Source organism: Pseudarthrobacter adonitolis, assembly GCF_055412845.1.
In genome coordinates this window covers 1-26,323 of the sequence record NZ_JBVAYW010000001.1, presented here as the reverse complement: position 1 = coordinate 26,323, position 26,323 = coordinate 1, and the positions used below count along the sequence as shown (strand labels likewise).

Here is a 26,323-nt window from a genome sequence, read left to right as displayed (position 1 = left end):
TTTGCCACCGCGTGAACCCTAGCCAACCGCTTACTTTCTTGGCGAGTAACTTGGCATGCGGAGCCAAGATCTTCTCGACGTATGGTGCGACTACTTCCACCAGTTTGGCCCCCAGATATGAAATGTCGCGTGTTCGTCACGGGATTCCCCGAAATTCAGCCTAAGGCTTTGAGTAACAGCGGAGTTACCACGTTCAAAGGCTGGCCTCTGGCCCGCTACCTGTGCAATAGCTGTTCTCCCCGGAGTTGGCGCTGCGTTGCAGGCAAGTCGTGCATTATCTCCGCCGGATGCCCACTCAGGCCTGAATTTGCGTCCGATATATCGACACGCCCGTGAGGCCAATCTCCCGCGTCACGGAGAGTCCTTAGACCTCAGAGCCACCGGTGCCGCGAACTGCGCCTCATACAGCCGCGTAAACCCCGACCGCAGCCAACAAGGACGCGTGCGTCCCCTGCTCCACGATCTGCCCGGCCTCCATCACCAGGATGAGGTCGGCGTCGCGGATGGTGGACACGCGGTGCGCGATTAGAAAGCTAGTCCGGTCGGACCGCAGCGCACGCATGGACTTCTATGCGAGCACCTCGGTCCGGGTGTCGACGGAGCTCGTCGCCTCATCCAGGATCAGGAACCGACGGCCGGGCCAGGAACGCCCGGGCAATCGTCAGCAGCTGCTTCTCACCGGCGGACACATTGGAGCCCTCGTCCTCCAGCACCGTGTCGTAACCCTCCGGAAGCGAATGCACGAACCGGTTCCACATACGTCGCCCGCGCCGCCTCCAGGATGTCGTCCTCCGTAGCAGTAGTCCTTCCGTACGCGATGTCGTCCCGGATGGTCCCGCCGAACAGCCACGTATCCTGCCCAGCACCATGCCCAGCCGCGAGCGCAGCTCGCGCCGGGGCACTGAGGTGACGTCCACGCCGTCGAGCGCTATTCGCCCCGCATCCAGCTCGTAGAACCGCATCATCAGGTTCACCAGCGTGGTCTTCCCCGCCCGGTGGGAGGGAGCAAAGCAGTTAGCGGACCACGACGGGACCTCCCGCCGTCGTCCGCTTCCGATTTGTCAGGCGTCGGCGTGCGCGAGGTTGCGTGAGAGTTCGCGGTGGGCGTCGGTCTGGTCCCGGGCCACCGTTCAGGCCTGGTCGGTGGGCATGATCCAGAGCTCTCCGATGGAGGCGTGCCGGGGCCTGGTGACCATGTAGGCAACGCCGTCGGCGATGTCCTCCGGGGCGAGGACCTCGGTCTGCTCGTAGAAGGGGTCGATCATTTCGCCGCGGACCTCGGCGGTGTTGTGTGAGCCCAGCTCGGTGTCGACGCCACCGGGTTCCAGGACGCCGACGCGCACGTGGCGCTGGGTGACTTCCTGGCGGAGGGACTCGGTGAAGCCGTTGACGCCGAACTTGGTGAGGTTGTAGACGCCGTACCCGTTCCAGGCGACGCGGCCGGCGATCGAGCTGATGTTGACGATGTCCGCGACCCGGCGGGGACTGTCCTCGGCGGCTTTGAGCAGGTGCGGCAGGGCGGCGTGGGTGGTGTGGAGCAGGCCCTGGACGTTGACGGCGATCATGCGGTCCCAGTCCTCGGCGTCGGCGCCGACTACCGGGCCGAGGAGCATCAGGCCGGCGTTGTTGACCAGGATGTCCAGTTGCCCGAAGCGCTCCACGGTCTGGTCGACGGCGGCCTGGGCCTGGGCGCGGTGGGTGATGTCTACTTCGATGACCAGGGCTGTGCCGCCGGCTTGTTCGATCTCGGCGGCGAGGGCTTCCAGCCGGTCACGGCGCCGGGCGACGAGTGCCACGGAGGCGCCAAGTGCGGCGAGCTGCCGTGCGGTCGCGGCTCCGATGCCGCTGCTGGCGCCGGTGACGAGGGCGGTGGTTCCGGTCAGTTTTGATGTCATGGGGTGTTCTCCTCGGGGGTTGGTGCCGGTTTTTGGGCAGCCGGAAGCTGCTGGCGTCCGGCTGGACTGTGGTCGTGGGGCCTTGCGTTGGTGGGTGATGGACGACGGCGGGACCTCCCGCCGTCGTCCGTTTCCGTTTTGTCAGGCGTCGCTTAGGGCGAGGTTGCTGGAGAGTTCGCGGTGCGCGTCGGCCTGGACCTGGAGGGCCTTGCCTCGGGTCTCGAAGACGCCCACGGCGTCGGCTCCGGCGGCGAACCGCAGCGGAGGCTCTTCCAGCTCGGCCAGCTGGATCAGCGCGTCGGCGAGCTTGGCCGGGTCCCCGCCCTGGAGGCCGTTCATGCTCTTCCAGCCGGCGACGGTCTGCGCGGTGCGTTCGGCGTAGTCCCCGATGGTGGATTCCGCGTAGCTGGTGGATTCCGGGGTGAGCAGCTCGGTGCGGAAGAACCCCGGCTCCACGATCATGCTGCGGATGCCGAACGGTGCGACCTCGGGGGCCAGCGACTCGGCACAGCCCTCCACGCCGAACTTCGACGCGGCGTAGGCGGACAGGAACTCGCCGCCTGCGAGGCCGGCGGTGGAGGAGATGGTGACCACCAGGCCGGAGCGCTGGGCCCGCAGGACCGGGAGGGCGGCGCGGGTGACGTTCATGGGCCCGAACATGGTGGTTTCGATCTGTGCCCGGAAGTCCGCGGGGGTGATTTCCTCGAAGAACCCGGCGTAGAAGTTGCCGGCGTTGTTCACCAGGACGTCGATCCGGCCGAACCGGTCCACGGCTGCCTGGATGGCGGCGGCCGCGTCGGCGGGATCGGTGACGTCGAGCTTGACGGCCAGCAGGTCCTCGTTTTCGCCGACGGCCTGGGTGACCTTTTCGGGGTTGCGGCCGGTGGCGACCACGGCGTGGCCGGCAGCGAGGGATGCCTGTCTCATCTAAGTTGAGGCAGTCTCACTACAGATGATGAATTGGCGTTTTTTGTCTCATTACAGCTAAGGCCGCACCTGCTCCCACTCGTCTTTCAACATGAGGGTTGCGTGGCACATTGGTGAGCCGCCGTTAGATAAGCCGCTGGTTGTGAGACGAGTAGTACTGAGAGAGTAGCTGTTTGGCTTGTTTGGGGTGCACAGTTGTCTCGTAATCTCTGAGGTGTCTACCGACTCGGCTGGTGCCAAATACTGTTGTGAGAGAAGCTCGGGGCCTGAAGGGGCGCGCCTCCAGCCGTAGCTGAAGCCGGGTTTCAGTTCTGGCGGGCCCGGTCGAGCTCGCGGATGAGTCCGAACGGAACGTCTGCTGAAAGAGCCACAGAGAAATGGTCAAAATCGTGACGGGTCACGAGAACTCCGTGACTCCGGTCGTCCAATGCATCGCCGTAAGCTGCCGCGACAGCAGCATCCAGTTTTTCGTACAACTCTGTCTTGCGCTCAACTCGGAAGTCAGCAATAACGTGCATCATCTTCTTGTATCCTCTCGGGGTCATTTGAACGTGAGTGGCAGCCGACAGTTAGCTCTTCCCGCTGTTACAGAGCATGCGACCGCGCCGTGGGCGCGGCGGCCCTGAAACCACTGGGCTAGTCGGCGTAGGGGTCGGCGATGCCGATGTACTGGGTGGTGGTGTATTCGGCGATGCCTTCGGAGCCTCCTTCGCGGCCCAGGCCGGATTGCTTGACGCCGCCGAAGGGCGCGGCTGCGTTGGAGATGACGCCGGCGTTGAAGCCGACCATGCCGAATTCGATCTGTTCTGCCACGCGCAGTAGCCTGTTGAAGTCGCGGCTGTACAGGTAGGAGGCCAGGCCGTATTCACTGGCATTGGCCAGCCGGATCGCGTCCTCTTCGGTGCTGAAGGTGGTGACCGGGGCGACTGGTCCGAAGATCTCCTGGCGGAGGATGGCGGCGTCATTGGGCACGTTGGCCAGCACCGTGGGCGGGTAGAAGTAGCCGGCACCCCCAAGCGGTGCGCCACCGGTGAGCGCTGTGGCGCCGGCGTCGACGGCGGCGCTGACCAGGGCGTGCACGTCATCGCGGGCGCCGGCGTCGATCAGGGGCCCGACCTGAATGTCGGGTTCGGTGCCCCGGCCAACGTTCAGGGCGCCCATGGCCGCGGCCAACTTCTGCGTGAATTCGGCCACCACGGACTCCTGGACCAGGAAGCGGTTGGCGGCGGTGCAGGCCTCGCCCATGTTCCGCATCTTGGCGGCCATGGCCCCCGCGACGGCCTTGTCCACGTCCGCGTCTTCGAAGACGATGAAGGGCGCGTTCCCGCCAAGCTCCATGGAAGTGCGCAGCACGTTGCTGGCGGCGTCGGCCATCAGGCGCTTGCCGACCCGGGTGGAGCCGGTGAAGGAAACCTTGCGCAGCCGCAAATCGGCCAGCAGCGGCCCGGAGATCCCGGCGGCGCTGGCGGATGCCACGACGTTGAGCACGCCTGTGGGCAGGCCTGCCTCCAGCATGGTCTGCGCGAATAACTGGGCCGTCAGCGGGGTCAGCTTGGCAGGCTTGAGCACCATAGTGCAGCCGGCCGCGATGGCCGGGGCGACCTTGCGGGTGGCCATGGCCAGCGGGAAGTTCCACGGCGTGATCAGCAGGCAGGGGCCCACCGGCTTTTTCTGCACCAGGATCTTGTTCTTGCCCTCCGGGGTGGTGAGGTAGCGGCCATAATCCCGCACCGTTTCCTCGGAGAACCAGCGCAGGAACTCGGCACCGTAGGTGACCTCGCCGCGGGCTTCCGCCAGCGGTTTGCCCATTTCCAGGGTCATGAGCAGCGCGAAGTCCTCGGCGCGTTCGGTGACCAGGTCAAAGGCGCGGCGCAGGATTTCGGCGCGTTCACGCGGCGGCGTCCGGGCCCAGGAAGCCTGGACCTTGTCCGCCGCGTCGAGCGCGGCCACCGCGTCCTCGCTGGTTGCCGAGGCGAGGGTGGCCAGCACCTCCCCGGTGGCGGGGTCGTGGACATCAAAGGTGCCGCCGTCGGACGCATCGCGCCACTGCCCGCCGATAAGCAGGCCCTTAGGGACGGAGTCAAGAAGCTCCGCCTCACGCTTGCGTGAGGCGGAGGGCGGACCTACGAGGGAAGTAGTCATAGAGTTTTTTCCTAAGAACGTGTATGTCGGTGATGGCCCGTCAAGGAATTGACGGGCCATCACCGTTCTTCGATTGATCAGTCGGGCTCCAGCCCCGGGGGCCCGACTGGCCCCGCGGGTCCTGCCAGGGGATGCACCCCATCTCAGTCAGGTTGCGCGGTCCCTGACGAAGCCGGCGATGTCGTTGACCGTTTGTTCGCCGCGTTGGATCCGCCCGGCGGAGGTGAGCAGTCCGTGCGCGTACCCGGAGAGGTGCTGGTATTGGACCTCGGTTCCGGCCTGTGCCAGGGCTGCCGCGTAGTTTGCCCCCTCGTCAACCAGTGGGTCGTTATCCACTGTGATGACGTAGGCGGGTGGAAGCCCGGCAGGGAGCTCCGCCAGGGCGGGGCTGATGTCGGGCCGCGCCCGGTCCGTTCCCTCGGGCAGGTAGTGGTCCGCGAACCAGGCGATGGTGTCCGCAACTAAGGGGAAGCCTTCAGTGACTCGGTTATATGACGGAGCAGACATCGTCAGGTCGACCATCGGGTAGATGAGGACCTGCGCCGCGATCGGCCGCGGATGAGCGCTTTTCGCGTTTTCGATTGCCAGCACCGCGGCCAGCTGCCCGCCTGCACTGTCACCGACCAATACGGCCTTGGTTGCGTCCAAGCCGCGAACCGGACCTGCGGTGAACAGCCAGTTCAGCGCAGCCCGGCTGTCCTCGATTGCCGACGGGTACGGGTGCTCCGGGGCGAGCCGGTAGTCCACCGCCACGACCGGTAGGCCCGTGAGGGCAGCCAGACGACGACACAGCCCGTCATGGGTGGAGAGACTTCCCATGACCCATCCGCCGCCGTGGAAGAACAGCACGACGGCGGTGGGCCCACCCTGGGCCCGCGGCTCATAGACCCGTACCCCAAATTCCTGCACCCTGAAGTCGGAAACCGAGAAGAGCGAATCGCCGCTGAGACCGTTGGCGGCACAGCCGTGCTCGTACATGTCACGCACCTCGCCCACGGGGTAGGTGTGGAACGGGCGTCCACCGGAGGCCCGGAACCTTTCCAGAACGGCTGCTGCGTCCTCGGCTACGGGCCTTCCGCTGAACAGATCCTGGCTGGTCACTTACCCGAACCGGTCGCGGCCAGCTGGAGGTAGTCCTCGAGCTGGAGTTCCTGTGTGTGGGCTCGGTACTCGTTGACGGTCCCGGACCAGTTGTTGATAACGCGGCCGTCTTCGTTCTTGTACCAGGAGGAGCACTCGGAAGAGAAGGCGGACTTATCGAGCTCTTCCTGAATGTGAGCGTTGAAATCGTCGAGCACGCTGCGGTCAACTTCCAGTACCCTCGTCTCGTCGGCCGCAATGTACGCAACAGCCTGCGCGATGTAGCGGTGCTGGGCTTCGAGCATGGACACCACGGAGTTGTGGTTTAGGTTGGTGTTCGGTCCGTAGACCATGAAGAGGTTGGGGAAGTTGTCGACAGTGATGCCGAGGTATGCCTCGGGGGCGCTGCCCCACCTCTCGTCCAGAAGGAGTCCGTCGCGTCCTGCGACGCGCATAGAGCCCTGGAATGCGTGGCTCTTGAACCCGGTGGCGTAAACGATCACATCGAATTCGTGCTCGACGCCGTCTGCAGTCCGGATCCCACGGGCTGTGTATTCGGTGATCTTCTCGGTCACAAGGTCCACGTTTTCGCGGGTCAGTGCGGGGTAAAAATCATCGCTCCGGAGAATGCGCTTGCAACCGAAGTCGTAATCGGGGGTGAGCTTGGCTCGCAGTTCAGGGTCCGCCACCTGGCTCTCGAGGTGCTGGCGGGCCTGCTGGACGCCTTCCTCGGACGCTGCACTGTGGCGGCGGGTACGTTCGAATCCGGCTTCACGGACCTCATGGATCTCTTGGCGCTTCGTCCGGTAAAGGTCCGGGTCCGCGAGAAATGCTGCGGTTTCTTCCGCCGTAAAGACGTACTGGTCGCGGGGGAGGATGTAGTTGGCCGAACGCTGGAACACCGTGAGGTTCGAGGCGATCTTGGCTATCTCGGGCACATATTGGACGGCGGTGGCCGCGGAGCCGATGGATGCGACGCGCTTACCGGTCAGATCCACGTCGTGGCGCCAGGAGGAGGAGTGGAACACCTCTCCTTCGAAGGACTCAATGCCCGGGATCTCCGGGATGTTTGGCACATTCAATTGGCCCCAGGCTGCCACGACGGAACGGGTCAGGAATTCGGAGCCGTCTGCGGTATGCACGGCCCAGAGGCGGCGGTCCTGATCCCATTCGGTTGCTGTGATGTTCTGGTCGAAGCGGATGTGTTTGCCGAGGCCGAATTCCTCCACCAGGGAACGCAGGTAACCCTGCAGTTCTTCCTGGCCGGCGAACAGCCGGGAAACTTTCAGGTTGAGGAAATAGCTGTAGCAGTAAACGAGCGCCTGAGTGTCACAGGCGGCGCCCGGGTACGTGTTCTCGCGCCACACACCTCCGACGTCGTTGCCGCGCTCAAGGATCAGGAAGTCCTCGACGCCTTCCTGCACGAACTGGGCACCTTGGCCCAGGCCTCCGAAGCCGGCGCCGATGACGATGGCACTGTAGATGTGGTCGTTGGTGATTGACATGGTGTTATCTCCTCAGGGAATGTCTGGTGGTTCAGGAAAAGGTGATGATTTGGCGCAGCGCGTGGCCGCCGTCGAGAGTGTCCATGGCCCGGTTGATCTCTTCGAGGGGGATGGTGTCCGAGACTAGGCTTTCAACGGCCAGTTGCCCGGAGCGCCATAGCTCTTCGTAAATCGGGATGTCGTGTTCCGGAACGGCTGAGCCGAGGTAGCTGCCGACGATGGTCCGAGCCTCAGCCGTAAGGGCGAGCGGGTCGATGGAGGCGGGCTGTCCAGGGGCCGGCAGCCCGACCGTCACGGTGATACCGCCGGGCTTTGTCAGGGCGATGGCCGCTTCCAGTGCGCGGGGGTGTCCGGCGGCTTCAATGACGGCGTCGAACTTCTCACCGCGTTCCAGCGCTACCGCGGAGGTCATGGCGTCACTCGCGCCGAGACTCATGGCGGCTTCCAGCTTGGCCGGCAGCGTGTCAATGCCGACCACGTATTCGACTCCGGTGGCTTTGGCGGTGATGAGCGCGGCCATCCCTACACCGCCGAGTCCGACTATGGCCACCCGGGCGGAAGGACCGGGCGTGGCAACGTTGAGAATAGCTCCGCCGCCGGTAAGCAGGGCACAGCCCAGCAGCGCGGCGACGTGCGCCGGGACGTCCGGGCCGACGGGCACAACGGAACGGCGGGAGACCACGGCGTGCGTGGCGAATGCGGAGACTCCGAGGTGGTGGTGCACAGGCTCTCCGCCTCTGGAGAGTCTCCGGCTACCACCGAGCAGGGTGCCTTCCGCATTGGAGGCGCTGCCCTGCGCGCACGGCGTCTTGCCGTTCGAGTGGCATCCGGCGCACTCTCCGCACCGGGGCAGGAAGGTCATCACAACACGCTGACCCAGTGAAATGTCAGTGACACCCTCACCGAGTTCCTCCACGATTCCGGCGGCCTCATGACCGAGCAGCATCGGAACTGGCCGTGGCCGGTTTCCGTTCACCACGGAGAGGTCCGAGTGGCACACCCCGGCGGCCTCTATGCGGACAAGGATCTCGCCCTGGCCGGGACCTTCCAGCTCAAGTTCGTTCACACGGAGGGGAAGCGTGTCTTTGTAGGGCCGGTCCGCCCCGATAACTGTAAGCACGGCCCCACGGATGGTCCTCGTGCGGCCGGTCGTCTTCGTGGTTGGCTTTGTGTCTTCGATCGTCACGATCGTCCTCTCGTTCCTTCGCCGGACTGTCCATTGAGAGTAGGCAAACCCACGATGTCAGTCACCGTGCAGAACGTCGTGACTTGGCCTTTTCTTTGTACGATTCGTCAAAAGTCGTGATGGCAGGCTAAAGAACGGCAGGGCTAAAGAACGGACCCCGTTTAGTGGTGTGCCCGGATCGACTCCCGGCGGGGGCGCGTCAGCCGAGGGGGCAGCCGATTGGCTGGGGTTCCTTGGTTCTATTCTTTGTGGGGCGCTTGGGTCCGGCCCCTGAGAGCCAGCCAGAGTTGGGCTGCCACGTCGGGGTCATCCAGGTCGACCCCCAATAGTTCCTTGGCCTGGGCAATCCTGTATCGCACCGAGTTCCGGTGCACGCCAATTTCGCGCCCGGCGGCCTCCCATTGCCCGCGGTGGGCCAGATATGCGCGGACAGTCTCGAGGAGGTGGCCCGGGTGCGCCATCAGCTGGTCCACCCATTCGTCGGCCGGCAGATCGAGTCCGTGACCGACGCGTATGAGCTGTCCGGGAGGGGCGGAGGCTGCAATCTCGGCGACTTGGGCCCGGATCTCATGAAGGCGCCGAAGCGGCATCGGCCCGCCCCACGCGCCGCGGGCGCCCTTGGGCAGCTTCGGGGAGGGGCTGGATGCTGCCTGGAGCACCAACATAACGCCGGAACGTTCGAGCACGAGCCCGTCCGGTTGTGGCTGCGTTGCCAACTCTTCAAGGTCTGGAAGCACCACGACGAATGCTGTCTCGGGCAGCGGATCGGAGTCCATTTGCGTGGCAAGGAGGCGCGCGGCATCATCATGTCCCTCCAGGACGAGCGCTGCGAGCATCCCCTCGGCGCGGCGCCGTTCAGCCGCCGCCCGACGTTGTCCTGCCGCCCTGGCAGCAAGGAGCGTGGACGCAGTCAGGAACAGGTGACGTTCCGCAGCACCAAGTTGCCCGCTTCGGCCCAATGCAAGGTAGCCGGACATCGCCGGACCGTCGGATACCGGATAGAGGGAAGCCGTACCGGATTCGAGTTGAATATTGCCCGTCGCCCCCCGACGGGCGGTCCGCAGCCGGGCAGATTCGCGCGCCAGTTCCGCCAGCAGTCCGGTTGGCAATTCACCACCGCTGGCAGCCGCCGACGACGGAGTCCCGTCACTTTCCGGTAAGTAAGCAACCCAGGTGCCGAGGGCGCGGGAGAGCTCACGGACGATCTCGGGCTCCGCATCCTCTTCCGCGGCGGCGCGTGTCAGTGCCACCTGAAGGCCCAGAAGGGCAGTAAGTTCGGCCTCGCCACCTTGTCTGACAAGCTCCCAGTAGGCCCGCGATACGGCCAGGAAGGGGGATTCCCGGGGTACCGTCAGAAGGGGAAGCCCCGATTCCACGCATGCCGCCCGCAGCTCGTCGGGCACCATGGCATGGCCTGAGCCAAGGCCCAAACCCAGAGCCGCCACTCCGCCGTCGACGAGCCGTTGCACGTAATTTCGGGCTGCCTCCGCCCGTGCGTCACCGTTGAGGCCGCCGAGCTGCAGTCCCACGGTCAGGAGCAGTTCGCCTCCGTAAAGGAACACGGTCGGATCCTCAAGCTCGGACACATGAACGCCCGTCAGTTCAACGCGGGGGAGCGGGACCGGCCAGAATGGCACTAGGTCAGGCTTTGCAGCCTCGACAAGCCGAGCGAGGGTGATCATGCCTAAATCATAAGGTACGAGCCTTTGTACAATCCGGCTTCTGTGGGCTTTCGGCAGGATGAATCATCCAAAGACAGCAGGCTCCGCCGTCCTTATCCTGGGATCCAGACACACGAGGAGGACCCATGACCGTCACACCAGAACTCGCCCCCAGCTGCGCCACTGACCCGGCCCGCGTCACAGCAACCGCCCGCCGCCTGCTCACAGAGCTCCCCGGCCCGCGCTCCCGCGAGCTGGAAGCCGAACGCCGCCAGCACGTTACCGACGCATTCGGCATCACCATGCCGGTGTTCATCGACCATGCGCTAAATGCGCTGCTCGTAGATGTTGACGGCAATCACCTAATCGACTTCGCCTCAGGAATCGCGGTGACTAGCGTCGGCGCGGCGAACCCCAAGGTGGCCAAGCGCGCCGCCGCCCAGCTCGAGCGTTTCACGCACACCTGCTTCATGGTCACCGAATACGCGTCGTTCATCGAGGTCTGCCGCTGGCTCAACGAGCACACCCCCGGCGACTTTGAGAAGCGGACCGCCCTGTTCACCACCGGTGCCGAGGCTGTCGAAAACGCGGTCAAGGTTGCACGGGCCGCAACCCGGCGCCCGAACATCCTCGTCTTCGATGAGGCCTACCACGGACGCACCGCGCTCACGATGGCCATGACGGCAAAGGAGAACCCCTACCGGCTCAACTTCGGACCTCTCCCGGGTTCCGTATTCCGCGGACCGACGGCACCCGCGCACACCTCACCGGACGGACCCGCGGAAGCCCTCGGCCGGGTCGAGGCCCTACTTGCGCAGAACGGACCGGAGACTTTCGCCGCGATGGTCATCGAGCCGATCCAGGGCGAGGGAGGCTTCATTGTCCAGGCCCCAGGATTCCTCACGGGGCTGCGCGAGATCGCAACTCGCCACGGCATCGTCCTAGTCATCGACGAAATCCAGTCCGGCATGGGCCGCACCGGAAAGCTGTTCGCATCTGAGAACGAAGGTATTGCCGGGGACATCACGTTGACCGCGAAGGCCCTCGGCGCCGGTCTGCCGCTCTCGGCCGCTACCGGGCGGGCCGAGCTCATGAACGCCGTTCACACCGGAGGTCTCGGCGGAACCTATGCCGGTAACCCGGTGGCCTGCGAGGCCGCACTGGCGGTATTCGAACTCCTCGAAGAGGGCACCCTCCTGGAAAACGCCGCTCGCATCGAAGCCGCCGTTCGTCGCCGCTTCGAGCCTCTTGTGGCTCTGGACGGCGTCGCCGACGTGCGCGGCCGTGGCGCTATGATGGCAATCGAGTTCCGCGACAGCTCAGGACCCCGGGGGGACCTTGCAAGCGCCGCCGCCAAGGCAGCAAACGCCCATGGCGTCCTCACCCTCACGTGCGGTACCAACGGAAATGTGATCCGGCTGCTTCCCCCGCTTGTTATCGAGGCCGACGTCCTCGACGAGGGCCTCGCCGTGCTGGAGGCATCCATTCGCTCCGTGCTCTCATGAGTCTTGCGGGAACGCGGCCCGATTGGGGTCAGCCATGAGGCCGGAGCCGGGATCCGGCGCTCCCCTCGCGGGGATCCTCGTCGCGGACTTTTCCCGCGTGCTCGCCGGGCCGCTTGCGACCATGACCCTGGCCGATCTCGGCGCCCGCGTCATTAAAGTCGAACGGCCAGGAACCGGAGACGACACCCGCCAGTGGGCTCCGCCGTCGTCGAAAACGGGGGCCACCTACTTCGAGAGCGTCAACCGGAACAAGGAATCCATCACCCTGGACCTGACCGACTCTGAGGACCTGGAGCTTGCCCGGGAACTCGCGCGCCGCGCCGACGTTCTGGTTGAGAACTTCAAGCCAGGCGGGCTCGCCGGACTCGGGCTCGGGTATGAGTCGCTCGCCGAGGAGAACCCGGGACTCGTGTACGCATCGATCTCAGGGTTCGGGTCCACCGGCGGCCGGGATCTTCCTGGGTACGACTTCATCGTCCAAGCGCTCGGCGGGCTCATGAGTATTACCGGCGACCCGGACGGCGAGCCCTACAAGGCCGGGGTCGCGCTGGTCGATGTCCTGACAGCAAAGGATGCCACCATCGGCATCCTCGCGGCCCTTTCCGAGCGTGCCTCCTCAGGGCGGGGCCGCCGGATCGAGGTCAACCTTCTGTCCAGCCTCCAGGGCGCACTCGCCAACCAGGGACAGGCGTATCTCGGTGCAGGTGTCGTGCCCAAACGGATGGGCAACGACCACCCCTCCATCGTCCCCTACCAGCTCCTGGCCACGGCCGACGCCCCGCTGGCCGTCGCCGTGGGCAATGACGCGCAGTTTGCGCGGCTATGCAAGGCAATCGGGGCGCCGGAGCTTGCCGTGGACCCGCGCTTTGGAACGAACTCGGACCGGGTCAGGTACCGCCGCGACCTCATCCCGCTGCTTGAGTCCGGGCTGGCCGGGGCAGGGGCGGAGGCGTGGCAGGACAACCTGGTCGCCGTGGGGGTACCCGCCGGGCGTGTAGCCAGTATCGGCGAAGGCATTGCCTTCGCGGAATCCTTGGGTCTGGCGCCCACCATCGAAATGCACGACGCCGGCGGCTCAGTCATCGGACGCCAGATCCGCCACCCCATCACCTGGACGCCGCCGCTGCCGCCACGGACCCACGCAGCGCCCGCACTCGGGGAGCACACCGAGGACGTAGTGGAGTGGCTGCGGCACCCGAAAAGTAAGACTTCCCCCTAAAACCTCCAAGCCCCAATTCCCCGAGCCGTTCAGGCCCAAGAAGGACCACACCATGAGCCTTGCCCCCAGTTCAGCCGACCTCGAGGCAGCCGCTGCCGTGGACCCCTCGGACCTGATCTCATTCGATTCCCTCCTCAGCACCGAAGAGCTCGCCCTGCGCGACAGGGTCCGGATGTTCGTCCGGGAAGAAATCAAGCCGAACATCGCCAAGTGGTACGAGGAGGCCAGGTTCCCTATCGAAATCGTGCCGGAACTTGCCAAACTCGGCCTGCTTGGCATGCATCTCAAGGGCTACGGCTGCGCAGGAGGAACCGCGGTCGACTACGGCCTCGCCGCCGCCGAACTTGAAGCCGGCGACTCCGGCATCCGCACCTTCGTGTCGGTCCAGGGGTCTCTCGCCATGTCCGCCATCGCCAAGCACGGCTCCGAGGAGCAAAAACAGGAGTGGCTCCCGCGAATGGCGGCCGGCGAGGCAATCGGATGCTTTGGCCTCACCGAACCCACCGCGGGGTCAGACCCGTCAGCCATGACCACATTCGCCCGCCGTGACGGCGATGACTGGATCCTGAACGGCACCAAGCGTTGGATCGGACTCGCCAACGTCGCTCAGGTAGCTGTGATTTGGGCCCAGACGGACACCGGCGTGCGCGGCTTTGTCGTGCCCACTGGCACTCCTGGCTTCACGGCCACTCCGATCGAGCCGAAACTCTCGATGCGCGCCTCGGTCCAGTGCGAAATATCGCTGGAGAACGTGCGCCTCCCCGATGACGCGGTCCTGCCCGACGTCTCCGGCCTCAGAGGCCCGTTCTCGTGCCTGAACGAGGCACGCTACGGCATCGCCTGGGGCACGATGGGCGCGGCACGCGATTCCTTCGAGGACGCTCTCGTCTACTCCAAGGAGCGCCTTCAGTTCGGCCGCCCGCTCGCCGGGTACCAGCTCACCCAGCAGAAGCTCGTGAACATGGCTCTGGAAATCAATAAGGGGTTTCTCCTGGCCCTGCACCTGGGACGGCTTAAGGACGCAGGAAAACTGCAGCCCCACCAGATCAGCGTGGGCAAACTCAACAACTGCCGCGAGGCGATCGAAATCTGCCGGGAGGCCCGTACGATCCTTGGCGGCAACGGTATTACCCTCGAATACTCACCGCTGCGCCACGCCAACAACCTCGAATCAGTGCGAACCTACGAAGGCACTGACGAAGTCCACACCCTCATCCTGGGTCAGAAACTAACGGGCGAGGGGGCCTTTCGGTGAGTGCCGCGGTCGATGTCACGGCCTTGTCGCGCACCGGCCCTGCTCGCCAGGCGGCAGTCTGGCAGAACCGGGTGGGCGACGTCGTTGAGATCCGCCAAAACGAACACCTAGTTCGCCGAGGCATCGTCGAAGAAGAAATGCCCGACGGCTCGGGTTTATGGCTGGCCGCAGATGCTACTGATTGTCGAGAGTACTTCCACAAAGATCTTGGCTTCGAGCTCTGGGTTTAGGTCAGAGAGCAGACAGACAACCGACTGCCTGAGGGCAATGAACTGCTCTCAATTCCCTGCGGTTCGTTGGGAAGCCGTTCATTCAATCGGGTTTTGAGCGCCGTACGCCGGAGTCGTCGTCAGCATCGATTCGGTGCGCCGCTGATCGGAATTGCATTTACCGGGAATGGTGCTTGCCCACTTTGACTGTTGCGTGCTGGTGAGTGGCTGCTGGCCACTGCCGGGTTCGGGCGATACGAGCCGCCGGTTGTCGTTGCTTTGTACCAGGCTTTTGCGTTTCATGGCTTTACTGTCCTTCTGGGCGAGTGCGATTGATGGATCGAGTAAAGAGACGCCTCTCTTAGCGCTGCCGGCTTCGGGAGCGGACTCTTAGCGACGGATCGAGTTCATGGACGAGCATCCACAGAGTCTGTGCCCCCTCGAGAGAGGGCATGATTTCCCCCTGTTGCAGGTAGCGGAATGGCTCTGGGCCGTCGTCGGGCCGCCACCAGCCGCTCGTGGGCGCATGGTGACCGGTTGTGGCGGTGACGGTCGACTCGTGGGGACGGTTTGTCTGGAGTGGCATGGGAGCTTCTTCTTTCAGTCCTACGGCCCAAGTTGCAGACCGCCGAAGTAGTTTCTGGGTGGAGGAACAGACCGTCCACTGAGCGTATGCACCCCTGTGACACCCGTCACCGTGCAGAACGTCAAGGTTTTTGCCTTTGTTTGTACGCTTTCGCAGCAAGTTAGGCCGGTGCCACAGGCGCCGGCCACATGGGCCGCCACGAACCGGGAGATCAGCGCGGTGCCTCCGGCGCTTTCCGTGAGCTCGTCGCCGGTGCCTGGGGCTCCTTGCTGTCCAGGGGACGCAGGATGTTGCGCTAAGACCCGAACCGAAAGATACAGTGGCGCTATGGATGACAGGCCACAACTTTGCGCGCAGATCCCGCCACCACGCTGCGGGACCGAACTGTGACTTCAGACCTGGCACCGCAGCCATCCTCGCAGGGAGCCCGGGCGGCAGTTTTTGCCCAGCTGTCCGGCGCCGGCCGTTCGGAGCAGGTCGCCCAGCGGCTCATCGATGCGATCCTCCTGGGCGTCCTGACGCCGGGGGACCGCTTGCCCAGCGAAGCGGAACTGGCACAGCGGTTCGGTGTGGCCCTGGTGACTGCCCGCGAAGCACTAAGCGCCATGCGGGACGCCGGATTGGTGGAAACCCGACGCGGCCGCGAGGGGGGCAGCTTCGTTCTGCCTGTGTCCCGGACCCCGGAAGCACTGCTCTGGGCCCGGCTGCGCGGCATGGCCCGGGTCGATATCGAAGACAGCGCCGTCTACTTCGGGGTGCTCAGCGCCGGGTGCACCGAACGGGCCGCGGAGTTGGCATCGGATGAGGAATCGGCCCGCCTGCGGCTATGGCTGGAGAATGCCGACTTTGCCACGGTGAGCGATGCTGCCCGGAACGCGGGTGGTTTCTATCTGGAAATAGCCGTCATCAGCCAGTCGCCGCGCCTTGTCCGTGAACAGATCCGTCTGCAGGCCGAATTTGGTTCCCTGTTGTGGCTGGGAGTTGCCGACGAGGATCTGCGTCGGAACATTTTCGGGCAGAACGTGAAGATCGCGGAGGCGATTTCCGCCCATGACCCAGAGCAGGCCCGCGCGCTGGTGCGGGTTCAGCTGAGCGAACTGTCGAGTTGGTTGTTGGCAGCAAAAGAAAGAATTGAGCAATGAGAGCATGGCCATGCGCATAAGGGACAACGTGCCGGACGCTGAACGCGGGAGGGAATGCTCGGCCGCCATCGGTGCTCTTTTCACCGGCGTATTCACCACGTTGGACAGCTGGCGCTCAGCTGTGGAGAAGGCGGGGGCAGAGAACGGCACCACCCGGATCGAGTCGCTGGTGTATTCCCTGGTGGAGCCAGAGCTGACTGCAGCTGATCCACTCGTGATCGGGGCAGGCTTCATCGCAGCTCCGGAATCAGACCTCAGCCAGGCGCTGAATTTTTCCTGGTGGCTGGGCCCGCTCTCGGACAATCCCCTGCTGGGCACCACTACGAAACCCAGCAGGCTGGACCTGGCATCGCGCGAATATGCACAATACCTGCGGGACTTCACGGCCTTTGAGTGGTACCAGGTCCCCGAAACCACCAGGGCCCGCCACATCACCGGCCCGTACGTAGACCACCTGTGTACCTGCGACTACATCCTGACCCTCACCGTTCCCGTGGGCGTCGGCGAGTCCATGCGGGGAGTTGTCGGGGCGGACATCCTGGTCAGGCGGTTAGAGCCCGACGTGCTACCGCTGCTCCGTGCAACGGAATCAGCGATCGCACTCGTCAGCAGCAGCGGCCGGGTCATTTTGTCGGTTTGCCCGACCCTTCGGGTCGGTTCCGTCGTGTCCGACGCTAGTGCAGCAAGCCAAGGATGGCACGCTGTCCCGTGCCCTGGCACCGGGCTGAAACTCCTCATGGGAGAAGACATATAAATTAAACATCCTATTCCAGATGAATCAGGTGTAGTCTCACTTAGGCGCTGTGAACCGCGTCACGGAGCGGGCCGCAAGGCCTCCGTCCTGATTGTTGTCTTTGGAAGGGAAACCCATGAGTGTGCGCGAACTACAAAACTTTGTCGACGGCCGATACGTCGAGTCTTCCTCTACGGAAAGGCTGGAAATTATCAATCCGGCCAACGAAGAGGTCATAGCCAGAACCCCCATTTCTAACGAGGAGGACGTAGCCGCGGCGTATGCTGCCGCCTCTGTTGCATTCGAGACTTGGGGCGACACCACGCCGGCGGAGCGCCAGCGGGCGCTGCTTCGCATCGCCACCGCGGTGGAGACCCGTGCCGAGGATCTTGCTGACCTTGAATGCGCCGACACCGGCAAGCTCCGCGGCGGGATCGTCTCGGACGAAATCGATGTCTTGGTGGACCAGATCCGCTTTTTCGCCGGTGCCGCGAGGACGTTGGAGGGACGGGCTACGGCCGAGTATCTGGCGGACCACAGCTCCTCCATCCGCCGTGAGCCCATCGGAGTGATCGGGCAGGTGGCCCCGTGGAACTATCCGCTGATGATGGCTACATGGAAGGTCATCCCGGCGCTGGCCGCCGGCAACACCGTGGTCCTCAAACCCTCGGATTCCACTCCCAGCTCCACCCTGCTGTTCGCCGAACTGGCTAGCGAATTCCTCCCCGCCGGCGCCTTTAACGTGATCCTGGGTGACCGGAACACAGGCCGCGCCCTGGTGGCGGACAAGGTTCCGGGCATGGTGTCCATCACCGGATCCGTCCGCGCCGGCATGGAGGTGGCCGGAGCCGCTGCCGCCGATGTCAAGCGCGTACACCTAGAGCTTGGAGGCAAGGCCCCGGTCATCGTCTTCAGCGACGCAGACATCGCCGCAGCCGTCGAAGGCATCGTCCCGGCATCGTTCTACAACGCCGGCCAGGACTGCACGGCAGCCACCCGCCTGCTGGTGCACGAGAGCATCCACGACGAATTCGTTGCGGCTTTCACCGCCGAAGTCCAGAAAAACGCCAAGACTGGCGCCCCGGACGAGGAAGGCATCCTCTTCGGGGCGCTCAGCAGCGCCGAACACCTTAAACGGGTTGCGGGGTTCGTCAAGCGCCTCCCCGATCACGCCGTCGTCGAGACCGGTGGCAAACGGCACGGAACGGTGGGCTACTACCACGAAGCGACCGTGGTGTCCGGACTGAATCAGGACGACGAACTGGTGCAGGAAGAAGTCTTCGGACCCATCGTGACCGTGCAGAAGTTCTCCACCGACGCCGAGGCACTGAAGATGGCTAACGACGTGGACTACGGCCTGGCCTCCTCGGTCTGGACCCAGAACCACACCCGCGCCATGCAGTTCGCCAAGAAGCTGGACTTCGGCTGCGTCTGGATCAACACCCACATCCCGCTTGTTGCCGAGATGCCACATGGCGGCTTCAAGCAGTCCGGCTACGGCAAGGACCTCTCCATGTACGGCCTGGAGGACTACACCCGGATCAAGCACGTCATGAGCTACATCGGGCCGGGCAGCCGTGGGTAACGGACGGACCCCGGCGGAGCCACCGGAAAAGAACATCGGCGACGGCGAACACCTCGCCGTTCTGGGATACCAGGACACCTTCGAACGCTCCATGTCACTGTGGGCCAACTTCGCCCTCGGATTCACATACCTTTCACCGCTCGTGGGCGTGTACTCGCTGTTCGCGATCGCCATGTCCACCGGCGGTCCGCCGTCGGTGTTCTGGATCCTCATTGTCGGCGCCGGGCAACTGCTGGTGGCCCTGGTGTTCGGCGAGGTCGTTTCGCAATACCCCATTCACGGCGGCATCTATCCGTGGACCCGGCGGCTCTGGGGCCGGCGGTACGCCTGGATGTCAGCCTGGATCTACATCTGGGCCATGATCGTCACCATCACCTCCGTCGCGCAGTTCGGCAGCGGATTCCTGGCGAGCCTCTTCAACCTCGAACTGACGCGGGAGGCCACGTTGTGGCTCTCCATCATTCTGCTGGTTGTTGCGCTTGTACTGAACTTCACCGGAACCAGGACCCTGAGCCGGGTAGCCCGGATCGGTCTGGCCGCGGAACTGGTGGGCGTCATCGCCGTAGGGCTGCACCTGCTGATCTTCCAGCGCAAGCAGGAATTCGGCGTCTTCTTCAACTCCATGGGAGTCCAGGGGGATCAGCCATACGCGGCCACTTTCATGGGTGCCGCCCTGGCGGGCCTGTTCCTGTTCTACGGGTTCGAGGCATGCGGCGACGTTGCCGAGGAAGTCAGCGACGCGGCCCGGCGCATCCCTCGGGCCATGATGATGACCATCCTGGTGGGCGGCGTCTCGGCACTGTTCTCCTTCTGCGGCTACGTGCTGGCGGCACCGAACCTGCAGGAAATCGTCAAAGGCGAGGACGCGGACCCCATCCCCGCCATCCTCGAAGCGGCACTGGGGCCGATCGGTGCCAAGTTCTTCCTAATCATCGCGCTCACCGCGTTCCTGTCCTGCGTCCTGAGCCTCCAGGCTGCGGCCAGCCGGCTCATCTATTCCTTCGCCCGCGACGGAATGATGCCCGGACACCAGTGGTTGTCCAAGGTCTCCGGAACGGCCAAGGTTCCCACCAACGCGCTGATAGTGGCGTGCAGCATCCCACTGGCGCTGTGCGTAATCATCTACCTGGGCCCTGATGGGTTGCTGACCCAGGTCACCTCCTTTGCCGTCCTCGGCATCTACGTCGCCTTCCAGTCCGTGGTGCTCGCAGCACTGCGGCAGCGGATCAAAGGCTGGCGTCCGGCCGGACCGTTCAGCCTCGGCGCCGCAGGCTTCGCCGTCAACGTCGCCGCCCTGGCCTACGGCATCTTCGCCATGGCGCTGCTGGCCCTGCCTGGCAGCACCGGCGATTTCCTGGCCGACTGGACGGTCCTGGCCGGCCTGTCCATGATCAGCGGAACCGGCCTGCTCTACCTGCTCCTTGCCCGCCCCGCTGCAAAATCAACCGCCCCCAGCGGTGACGCCGTGGAGGTTGCCGCGCTGTTGCGGAAACACCGGGCCACCACCGCTCCCGGCAACGTCGAATCCCCCTTGAGGAAGTGACATCCATGGCACCGAAAAAATCACTCAAGCGTTCCCTGGGCATGTGGGCCATCGTGGGCCTGGGCCTTGGCTACATGACCCCCACGGTGGTCTTTGATACGTTCGGCATTGTCTCCCTGGAAACCGGCGGGCTGGTCCCCTTGGCATACCTGGTGGCCATGGTGGTGATGTTCTTCACCGCACTCAGCTACGGGAAGATGGTTGGGGTCTTCCCTGCCGCCGGTTCGGCGTACACCTACACCCGCGAGACCATGCACCCAGGACTCGGCTTCGTCGTGGGCTGGGCGGCGCTGCTGGATTACCTTCTGCTGCCGGTGGTCAATGCGCTGCTGATCCGCATCTACATGGAGGCGCTGTTTCCCGAGGCTCCGGGCTGGATCTGGGTAGTGCTGTACGTCGCCCTGATCACCGGCATCAACCTGCGCAGCATGACCTCAACTTCCAAGGTCACCTCGACGCTGGTGGTCTTCGAAATCGCACTGATTGTCGCGTTCGTTGTCCTGGCCGGCATCCAGCTGACCAACGGCGTGGGACAGGGCACCATCTTCTCCACAGCACCGCTGTTCAACGACAGCATGAAAGCTGCGGCGATCCTTACCGGAGCGACCGTGGTGTGCTTCTCCTTCATCGGTTTCGACGCCATCACCATGTACACCGAGGAGGCTAAGGACCCGAAGACCATGCCGCGGGCCATCCTGCTCACCCTGGGGATCGGCGGCGGCATTTTCTTCCTGGCGGCCTGGTTTGGCCAGTCCGTGTTCCCCACGGTGGACCAATTCCAGGTCACCGATGACACGCTGCCGGAAATGGCGCTCTACGTGGGCGGGCAGGTTTTCCAGCTGCTGTTCCTGGCCGGAGCGTTCGCGGCCACCATCGCTTCCGGCCTCTCTTCACACGCCAGCGTTTCCCGTCTGCTTTTCGTGATGGGACGCAACGGCGTGCTGCGCCCCGCCAAACTCTTCGCCTACGTTCACCCGAAATTCCGGACGCCGGTTTTCACCGTGGCGTTGGTGGGTGTGGTCTCGCTGCTGGCGATAACGCCGTCGCTGGAGTTGGTGGCGTCCATGATCAACTTCGGCGCGCTGATCGCTTTCACGTTTGTAAACCTCTCCGTGATCGCCTACTTCGTGGTCCGCAAGAAGCGGCACCGCACACCCAGGGACGTCTTCCACTATCTGGTGCTGCCCCTCATCGGAGCGGGCATGACCAGCGTGCTGTGGGCCTTCCTGCATCTGGAAGCGCTCATTTTCGGTCTGGTCTGGACCGTGGCCGGCGTGGTGTACCTCGCTGTACTCACCAAGGGCTTCCGCCGGAAGATCTCCGACTTTGTGCTCGAAGAGGAGCCCGCAGACGATGAGTTCAACGGGCATACCGACGACGGCGATCACCCCACCAGCGGAGCTCCGGCTTTGGCCGGCGCCGCACCCACCCACATCCACGACAAGGAATGATCAAGACCATGAAATTCGAGGAAACAGTTAAAACTCTCGACCGCGACATAGTCATCATCGGCGCCGGCGTCACGGGGCTGACAGCGGCCCGCGACCTCAAGGCCTCCGGCTTGACCGTCGCCGTCCTGGAAGCCCGCGACCGTGTGGGCGGCCGGACATGGACGGACACCATAGACGGCGCCTCCCTGGAGATCGGAGGCCAGTGGATCTCCCCGGACCAGGATGCGCTGAAGTCCATCCTCGACGAGCTCGGACTGGAAACCTTCAGCCGGTACCGCGAGGGAAAATCCGTGTATGTCTCACCGAAGGGCGAACGGACCGAGTATGCCGGGGACATGTTCCCGGTGCCGGAGGAGACAGGGCGTGAGATCCAGCGCCTGATCGACATCCTCGACGAACTCGCGGCCGACGTCGGCTCCACCGAGCCCTGGGCACACCCCAGAGCCCGGGAACTGGACACCATCTCCCTGCACCACTGGTTGCGCCAGCATTCCGCGGATGAGGAAGCCTGCGTCAACATCGGCCACTTCCTGGCCGGGGGCATGCTGACCAAGCCTTCCCACTCCTTCTCCGCACTGCAGGCCATCCTGATGGCGGCGTCCGCCGGCTCGTTCTCCAACCTGGTTGACGAGGACCTGCTCCTGGACAAGCGGGTGGTGGGAGGCATGCAGCGGCTCTCCGAAACGATCGCCGCAGAACTGGGCGACGACGTCGTACTGGGATCACCTGTACGGAGCCTGCAATGGGGGCAGCGGAAGGACGGCACTGGCGTGACCGCCGTGTCAGAGAAAGCCACGGTCCGGGCAAAGTACGCCATCATGGCCGTGCCGCCCAACCTCTTCTCCCGGGTTTCCTTCGATCCGCCACTGCCGCGCCGGCAGCACCAGATGCACCAACACCAGTCCCTTGGCCTGGTCATCAAGGTCCATGCGGTCTACGAGTCGCCGTTCTGGCGGGACGAAGGACTGTCCGGCACCTGCTTCAGTCCGGACCTAATCGTTCAGGAAATTTACGATAACACCAACCACGAGGACGCACGTGGGACGTTGGTCGCCTTCGTGCCGGATGAGAAGGCAGATGCCATGTTCGCGCTCGGCGCTGATGAGCGACGCCAGGTGATTCTGGAAGACTTCGCAAAGTCGCTGGGTCCCAAGGCGCTGGAGCCGGTGGTGTACTTCGAATCCGACTGGGGATCGGAGGAATGGACCCGCGGCGCCTATGCCTCCAGCTATGACCTGGGCGGACTGCACCGGTACGGCGCGGACCAGCTGACTCCCGTGGGACCGATCTACTGGGCCTCCTCCGACCTAGCCGCAGAGGGTTACCAGCACGTGGACGGGGCCGTACGGATGGGCCGCGGCACCGCGGCGAAGATCGCGGCTCGGGCCGCGGAGTCCGTGCCGGGATACGCCGCAAGCTGACGGACGAGGGTTCACGGCCGACCGTGAAACACCCGTAAAGAAATCGGCGGGGCCGGCGGTGAAAACTGCCGGACCCGCCGTTTGCGATGCTGGATCTAGACTTCGTTGTTGAACTGTCGGTCTTCTTGCATTTGGTAGTGATATGGCCTTCAGCTGGTCTGATGCGTGAGGGCAGGATCCAGCTCTTCATCGGCTGGGTCAATGGTCTCTATGGAGCTGATCAGACGAGGCGGTGAGAGTTTATAGGCGCCGTAGTAGACGCCGGCAGCCAACGCCATGGTGATCAGGGGGGTGAGCTGGGACACTACCGGCCACGCCGTTTGTTCAGTGAGCGCAATTCCCACTGCTGAAGCAAACACCCAGGCGACTGCTCCGGGGCTGATTGCCTTGAGATTAGCCGGCCGGATATCAGGGACGAGATCCTGCGCTTTCCAGTTCAGGCCAATGAATACCAGTGCGATGGCAACCCACGCGGTTACAAATACACCCTGCCAGGCCAGGGCCTTGAGGAGGTAACTCAAAACATCCGTGAGCATGAGCAAAAAGGCCAGAGCGCCGCTCACGATAACCCAGACAAAGCGGGGCAGGTCCAGTCTGAAAACCCGACTGGCAAAAGCATCGCGACCATGATGGCCCCGATCGCGTTCCAGTCGGGGTAGAAGTCGGCTGGCCGCGGATCGAGGAAGACGTAGCGGGCCTGGTTCGGCAGCCAGCCCGGAACATCCCGACCAAACGATACATCTGAGTTAAATACCTCGGAGTACAGGGCCCGTCCCAGCATGTTGCCGGCGAGCACGTCGCCACGGCCGTTCTGCACCATGCCGGCCACCCCCGGTCATCCCATCCAGCAGACGCAGCACTCCGGGACGGACCCGTTGCTGCGCCGGACGGCGGGGCGTCCGGCCCGACGGCGCGTTGGCCGTCCGCGCCAGGTCCATCAGGTGTGCCCGCTCGGCCTCGTCCAGCTGAAGCGCGGAGGCCACTGCCTCGAGCACCGAGTCTGAGACGCCGCGGATGCTGCCGCGTTCCAGCCGCGTGTAATAGTCCGTGCTCACCCCGGCGAGCTGCGCCACTTCCTCACGGCGCAGACCCGGCACACGCCGCAGCTCCCCATAGCTGGGGATCCCGGCCTGCTCCGGGCTGACCTTCGCACGACGCGAAATCAGGAACTCACGGATCTCTTCTTTTCTGTCCACAAGTTCCACGGTACGCAGGCTGTTTCGCTGGCGGCAGTGTCCTCGCCGTAGGGGCGGCCGCGGAAGTGCGCGCGGAGGTACTCCCCCACCACGGCAGCCCCAGATCATCGGTCTAGGGCGACACCATCCGGCCGCCCACCCCGCTGCCATGCGCTGAAGGGGGATTCTCGCCATTGTGGACAGCCGAAGGCGCAACTGCAACCGGCAATGGAGTCGATGGCAACAGAGGCTGAAGTGAGAGGCTGCTCGGCTTGCCAACTGGAGAGAAATGAACCTGGTTATAGCAGTGGCCGTTCGCTTGTCGAGACGAACGGCATCACTCTGTCCTTGGTTTCGAACGCGAGACCTGCACAGGTCCAAGGCCAATCGCCAGCCTGCGGTCTCACTGTAATGACACCCTTAGGACGGACTAAAGCTTGAGCGTCGGTACCTTGTCTGCGAGGACGGACAGAATGTCCATAGCTTTGTTTCCCAATGCCTGTCCAGCTTCGTCCCCCTGCGAGTTGCCGTTGCCCCCTGCAGCTCGGCCGAATGTTCGCTTGAGGAAGTCAACTTTCGCTTCTTCGGCGATGGTCGGGGTCTTTATGTCAGACAGAAAGGGTCCGATAGCTCGTAGCTCCAGTTCAGTCCTCTTGTAGTCGCGTGCGGTGGCTTGTGAGTGTTGACCCCTTCGTATCAGTACCGTGGCCACGCCTCCCAGGGCCAACGTCAGAGAGATCTTGAGGGCTATCCAGTTCCAGTTGAAGTCACTACGATCGCTGAAAGTCAGGATCGCGACCACAATAAGCCAGCCGACTCCGATGAGCGCGACGATCACTCCGGCCCAGAACGACTTGTTGCCCGACTCAAGTTCCGCAGCCGAGGACGTTTTGAATTCCTCGGCCAGTATGTGCCCTGTGGTTTTCCCGGCGGCCGCGTCGGTCTGATCCCCCAAGCTCCTGATGTGTTTCAGAACCTCTTCACCTTCCGAGACTGTGGCCTTTAGAACATTCACATGCGGTTTCGCAAGCTCCCCGAAATCCTCACGCTGTTTCTTGAGCCAATCGGCGAAGGCTGTTGTCCGGTCTGTCTGCGCGGATCTAAAGATCTCATCGTGACTTGTGACCGCGTCTTCGAGAACACGTTTGTCAGCCTTGATGGTGTCGTTGAGTTCGCCCACGGACTGTTGCGCGCCGATTACCAACGTCTCCAGCTCCGTGATCTTTTCCCGTAATGCTGACGCTTGTTGCTGCGCAGAAGATCGTTCCTGGTTCAAGAGGCCAACGAGGTTTTCGTTGACAGTCTTGTATGAGGTAATAACGCTCTCATATTCGTCCTTGGCCTGCCGTGCCAGGACGTTGCTTGAAGTCTGTGGCCTGTGCCAACCGCCCGCAACCTGAAGCCATGCCTCCGCGTAGGAGACGGCGGAGCCTTCGTAACCACCACTGGGATTTCCACGATAGTTCTCAAGGTAGTTCAGGACGTTCTGCCATTGGTCGTCCGCCAATCGCAGTTGCTCCGGCGCGAAGAATCTCGGGTCGACGGCCCGGAACTTCTCAAGTTGAGCGGCAATCCAGCGAAGTCTGGCGAACGCAACCGGGGAAGGGTTTTCGTAAGATACTTCAAACTCTCCCAGCACGGCCAGCATAAACGCGGGTTTTGCCCACAACGGATGATTCTCAAACTCAGATACTTCCATAACCCCATAACCCATCACTCTTGCTTCGGCCCAATGGAGTCGAGACTAGCCGAAATAAGCGGCTCAGCACCTAGCCAGGCGGCTTCAGGCAAAGCCAACACAATATCGCCGGCTCCCGCCCCTGCAACGGATGCACTGGACTCAACAGTCGGCCGCGCCAGCGGACGCCTATATGGGCGCGAGCCCTGAAAGCTCTCACTCGCGTGCCGACCAATCACTGACACTTCCTGAAAGTCCAATACAGGCATCGAACGTAGGCACTCCAATCTTTTTTGGACGGGAACTGCATAGTGAACCGTGCCGGGTTTTAGGCCGTCTTCTTGCTGGTGTCCTCGTCGTGTGATGAGGCGTCTATTTGAGCGTAGTAGTTTTGCTCGAATTCGTTGGGTGGGATCATGGCCAGG

The 26,323-nt window shown here is 63.8% G+C and carries 24 protein-coding genes; 10 read left to right on the top strand and 14 right to left on the bottom strand.

Features of this window, described 5'->3' with window-relative positions:
* Nucleotides 1–611: 611 nt before the first annotated feature.
* From ACZYZ4_RS00120 to ACZYZ4_RS00080, 9 genes are all read right to left on the bottom strand, one after another.
* Nucleotides 612–962 (bottom strand): ATP-binding cassette domain-containing protein, encoded by a 351-nt coding sequence (locus tag ACZYZ4_RS00120; RefSeq protein WP_463857862.1) that lies wholly within the window; start codon nt 960–962, stop codon nt 612–614.
* A 168-nt stretch (nt 963–1,130) separates the two neighbouring features.
* Nucleotides 1,131–1,895 (bottom strand): SDR family NAD(P)-dependent oxidoreductase, encoded by a 765-nt coding sequence (locus tag ACZYZ4_RS00115; RefSeq protein WP_463857113.1) that lies wholly within the window; start codon nt 1,893–1,895, stop codon nt 1,131–1,133.
* A 141-nt stretch (nt 1,896–2,036) separates the two neighbouring features.
* Entirely contained in the window at nt 2,037–2,822 is a 786-nt protein-coding gene (locus ACZYZ4_RS00110; protein WP_463857112.1) for an SDR family oxidoreductase, read from the bottom strand.
* A 305-nt stretch (nt 2,823–3,127) separates the two neighbouring features.
* On the bottom strand, nt 3,128–3,343 hold the full coding sequence (locus ACZYZ4_RS00105) for a hypothetical protein (RefSeq protein WP_463857110.1): 216 nt from the start codon (nt 3,341–3,343) through the stop codon (nt 3,128–3,130).
* Nucleotides 3,344–3,458: 115 nt separating this feature from the next.
* Nucleotides 3,459–4,964, bottom strand: coding sequence for an NAD-dependent succinate-semialdehyde dehydrogenase (locus tag ACZYZ4_RS00100; protein ID WP_463857108.1), 1,506 nt, complete (start codon nt 4,962–4,964; stop codon nt 3,459–3,461).
* Between the two features lie 147 nt (nt 4,965–5,111).
* Nucleotides 5,112–6,065 carry an alpha/beta hydrolase gene (locus ACZYZ4_RS00095; RefSeq protein ID WP_463857106.1) on the bottom strand — a complete coding sequence of 318 codons (954 nt, stop codon included), beginning with the start codon at nt 6,063–6,065 and terminating at the stop codon, nt 5,112–5,114.
* Nucleotides 6,062–7,549 (bottom strand): flavin-containing monooxygenase, encoded by a 1,488-nt coding sequence (locus ACZYZ4_RS00090; protein ID WP_463857104.1) that lies wholly within the window; start codon nt 7,547–7,549, stop codon nt 6,062–6,064. Before ACZYZ4_RS00090 ends, ACZYZ4_RS00095 begins: the two co-directional genes overlap by 4 nt.
* A gap of 31 nt (nt 7,550–7,580) precedes the next feature.
* The gene (locus tag ACZYZ4_RS00085; protein ID WP_463857102.1) at nt 7,581–8,669 is read right to left on the bottom strand and encodes an alcohol dehydrogenase catalytic domain-containing protein; all 1,089 of its coding nucleotides are present in this window, start codon (nt 8,667–8,669) and stop codon (nt 7,581–7,583) included.
* A gap of 305 nt (nt 8,670–8,974) precedes the next feature.
* Complete coding sequence (locus ACZYZ4_RS00080; RefSeq protein WP_463857100.1) at nt 8,975–10,417, bottom strand: PucR family transcriptional regulator; 1,443 nt, start codon at nt 10,415–10,417, stop codon at nt 8,975–8,977.
* 125 nt (nt 10,418–10,542) lie between these two features.
* On the opposite strand from ACZYZ4_RS00080, the gene ACZYZ4_RS00075 reads away from it, so the two are divergent.
* The 4 genes from ACZYZ4_RS00075 to ACZYZ4_RS00060 are packed head-to-tail and all read left to right on the top strand — an operon-like array spanning nt 10,543 to nt 14,605.
* Nucleotides 10,543–11,901 (top strand): aminotransferase class III-fold pyridoxal phosphate-dependent enzyme, encoded by a 1,359-nt coding sequence (locus ACZYZ4_RS00075; protein ID WP_463857098.1) that lies wholly within the window; start codon nt 10,543–10,545, stop codon nt 11,899–11,901.
* Between the two features lie 34 nt (nt 11,902–11,935).
* Nucleotides 11,936–13,120 (top strand): CaiB/BaiF CoA transferase family protein, encoded by a 1,185-nt coding sequence (locus ACZYZ4_RS00070; protein WP_463857096.1) that lies wholly within the window; start codon nt 11,936–11,938, stop codon nt 13,118–13,120.
* A 52-nt stretch (nt 13,121–13,172) separates the two neighbouring features.
* A complete protein-coding gene (locus ACZYZ4_RS00065; RefSeq protein WP_463857094.1) occupies nt 13,173–14,375 on the top strand; it encodes an acyl-CoA dehydrogenase family protein in 1,203 nt (400 codons plus the stop codon).
* Nucleotides 14,372–14,605, top strand: coding sequence for a hypothetical protein (locus ACZYZ4_RS00060; RefSeq protein WP_463857092.1), 234 nt, complete (start codon nt 14,372–14,374; stop codon nt 14,603–14,605). The genes ACZYZ4_RS00065 and ACZYZ4_RS00060 overlap by 4 nt, the downstream gene beginning before the upstream one ends.
* 78 nt (nt 14,606–14,683) lie before the next feature.
* On the opposite strand, the gene ACZYZ4_RS00055 is transcribed toward ACZYZ4_RS00060, so the two are convergent.
* Entirely contained in the window at nt 14,684–14,887 is a 204-nt protein-coding gene (locus ACZYZ4_RS00055) for a hypothetical protein (protein ID WP_463857090.1), read from the bottom strand.
* A 669-nt stretch (nt 14,888–15,556) separates the two neighbouring features.
* Between ACZYZ4_RS00055 and ACZYZ4_RS00050 the strand changes: the two genes are divergently transcribed.
* The 6 genes from ACZYZ4_RS00050 to ACZYZ4_RS00025 all read left to right on the top strand — a co-directional run bounded on the left by ACZYZ4_RS00050 (nt 15,557) and on the right by ACZYZ4_RS00025 (nt 23,045).
* Nucleotides 15,557–16,312, top strand: coding sequence for a FadR/GntR family transcriptional regulator (locus tag ACZYZ4_RS00050; protein WP_463857088.1), 756 nt, complete (start codon nt 15,557–15,559; stop codon nt 16,310–16,312).
* Nucleotides 16,302–17,066, top strand: a complete 765-nt coding sequence (locus ACZYZ4_RS00045) for a PDC sensor domain-containing protein (RefSeq protein WP_463857086.1) — start codon at nt 16,302–16,304, stop codon at nt 17,064–17,066. Before ACZYZ4_RS00050 ends, ACZYZ4_RS00045 begins: the two co-directional genes overlap by 11 nt.
* A 115-nt stretch (nt 17,067–17,181) precedes the next feature.
* Nucleotides 17,182–18,630 (top strand): aminobutyraldehyde dehydrogenase, encoded by a 1,449-nt coding sequence (locus ACZYZ4_RS00040; RefSeq protein WP_463857084.1) that lies wholly within the window; start codon nt 17,182–17,184, stop codon nt 18,628–18,630.
* A complete protein-coding gene (locus ACZYZ4_RS00035) occupies nt 18,623–20,173 on the top strand; it encodes an APC family permease (RefSeq protein ID WP_463857082.1) in 1,551 nt (516 codons plus the stop codon). Before ACZYZ4_RS00040 ends, ACZYZ4_RS00035 begins: the two co-directional genes overlap by 8 nt.
* Before the next feature lie 5 nt (nt 20,174–20,178).
* Nucleotides 20,179–21,624: an APC family permease gene (locus tag ACZYZ4_RS00030; protein ID WP_463857081.1), complete on the top strand. Its 1,446-nt coding sequence runs from the start codon at nt 20,179–20,181 to the stop codon at nt 21,622–21,624.
* An 8-nt stretch (nt 21,625–21,632) separates the two neighbouring features.
* Entirely contained in the window at nt 21,633–23,045 is a 1,413-nt protein-coding gene (locus ACZYZ4_RS00025) for a flavin monoamine oxidase family protein (RefSeq protein WP_463857079.1), read from the top strand.
* A 149-nt stretch (nt 23,046–23,194) separates the two neighbouring features.
* Here the strand turns inward: ACZYZ4_RS00025 and ACZYZ4_RS00020 are convergent, their stop codons facing one another.
* From ACZYZ4_RS00020 to ACZYZ4_RS00005, 4 genes are all read right to left on the bottom strand, one after another.
* Nucleotides 23,195–23,608 carry a purine-cytosine permease family protein gene (locus ACZYZ4_RS00020; RefSeq protein WP_463857077.1) on the bottom strand — a complete coding sequence of 138 codons (414 nt, stop codon included), beginning with the start codon at nt 23,606–23,608 and terminating at the stop codon, nt 23,195–23,197.
* Nucleotides 23,605–23,826, bottom strand: a complete 222-nt coding sequence (locus ACZYZ4_RS00015; RefSeq protein WP_463857860.1) for a hypothetical protein — start codon at nt 23,824–23,826, stop codon at nt 23,605–23,607. Before ACZYZ4_RS00015 ends, ACZYZ4_RS00020 begins: the two co-directional genes overlap by 4 nt.
* On the bottom strand, nt 23,792–24,241 hold the full coding sequence (locus ACZYZ4_RS00010) for a helix-turn-helix domain-containing protein (RefSeq protein ID WP_463857075.1): 450 nt from the start codon (nt 24,239–24,241) through the stop codon (nt 23,792–23,794). Before ACZYZ4_RS00010 ends, ACZYZ4_RS00015 begins: the two co-directional genes overlap by 35 nt.
* Before the next feature lie 409 nt (nt 24,242–24,650).
* Entirely contained in the window at nt 24,651–25,919 is a 1,269-nt protein-coding gene (locus ACZYZ4_RS00005; RefSeq protein WP_463857073.1) for a hypothetical protein, read from the bottom strand.
* Nucleotides 25,920–26,323 lie beyond the last annotated feature (404 nt).

Excerpts from the sequence above, each read along its gene's own strand:
- ACZYZ4_RS00030 (WP_463857081.1), top strand. The coding sequence starts at position 20,179 with ATGGCACCGAAAAAATCACTCAAGCGTTCCCTGGGCATGTGGGCCATC.
- ACZYZ4_RS00090 (WP_463857104.1), bottom strand. The coding sequence starts at position 7,549 with ATGTCAATCACCAACGACCACATCTACAGTGCCATCGTCATCGGCGCC.
- ACZYZ4_RS00040 (WP_463857084.1), top strand. The coding sequence starts at position 17,182 with ATGAGTGTGCGCGAACTACAAAACTTTGTCGACGGCCGATACGTCGAG.
- ACZYZ4_RS00005 (WP_463857073.1), bottom strand. The coding sequence starts at position 25,919 with ATGGAAGTATCTGAGTTTGAGAATCATCCGTTGTGGGCAAAACCCGCG.
- ACZYZ4_RS00070 (WP_463857096.1), top strand. The coding sequence starts at position 11,936 with ATGAGGCCGGAGCCGGGATCCGGCGCTCCCCTCGCGGGGATCCTCGTC.
- ACZYZ4_RS00055 (WP_463857090.1), bottom strand. The coding sequence starts at position 14,887 with ATGAAACGCAAAAGCCTGGTACAAAGCAACGACAACCGGCGGCTCGTA.
- ACZYZ4_RS00115 (WP_463857113.1), bottom strand. The coding sequence starts at position 1,895 with ATGACATCAAAACTGACCGGAACCACCGCCCTCGTCACCGGCGCCAGC.
- ACZYZ4_RS00080 (WP_463857100.1), bottom strand. The coding sequence starts at position 10,417 with ATGATCACCCTCGCTCGGCTTGTCGAGGCTGCAAAGCCTGACCTAGTG.
- ACZYZ4_RS00025 (WP_463857079.1), top strand. The coding sequence starts at position 21,633 with ATGAAATTCGAGGAAACAGTTAAAACTCTCGACCGCGACATAGTCATC.
- ACZYZ4_RS00110 (WP_463857112.1), bottom strand. The coding sequence starts at position 2,822 with ATGAGACAGGCATCCCTCGCTGCCGGCCACGCCGTGGTCGCCACCGGC.
- ACZYZ4_RS00065 (WP_463857094.1), top strand. The coding sequence starts at position 13,173 with ATGAGCCTTGCCCCCAGTTCAGCCGACCTCGAGGCAGCCGCTGCCGTG.
- ACZYZ4_RS00015 (WP_463857860.1), bottom strand. The coding sequence starts at position 23,826 with ATGCTGGGACGGGCCCTGTACTCCGAGGTATTTAACTCAGATGTATCG.
- ACZYZ4_RS00100 (WP_463857108.1), bottom strand. The coding sequence starts at position 4,964 with ATGACTACTTCCCTCGTAGGTCCGCCCTCCGCCTCACGCAAGCGTGAG.
- ACZYZ4_RS00075 (WP_463857098.1), top strand. The coding sequence starts at position 10,543 with ATGACCGTCACACCAGAACTCGCCCCCAGCTGCGCCACTGACCCGGCC.
- ACZYZ4_RS00105 (WP_463857110.1), bottom strand. The coding sequence starts at position 3,343 with ATGATGCACGTTATTGCTGACTTCCGAGTTGAGCGCAAGACAGAGTTG.
- ACZYZ4_RS00120 (WP_463857862.1), bottom strand. The coding sequence starts at position 962 with ATGCGGTTCTACGAGCTGGATGCGGGGCGAATAGCGCTCGACGGCGTG.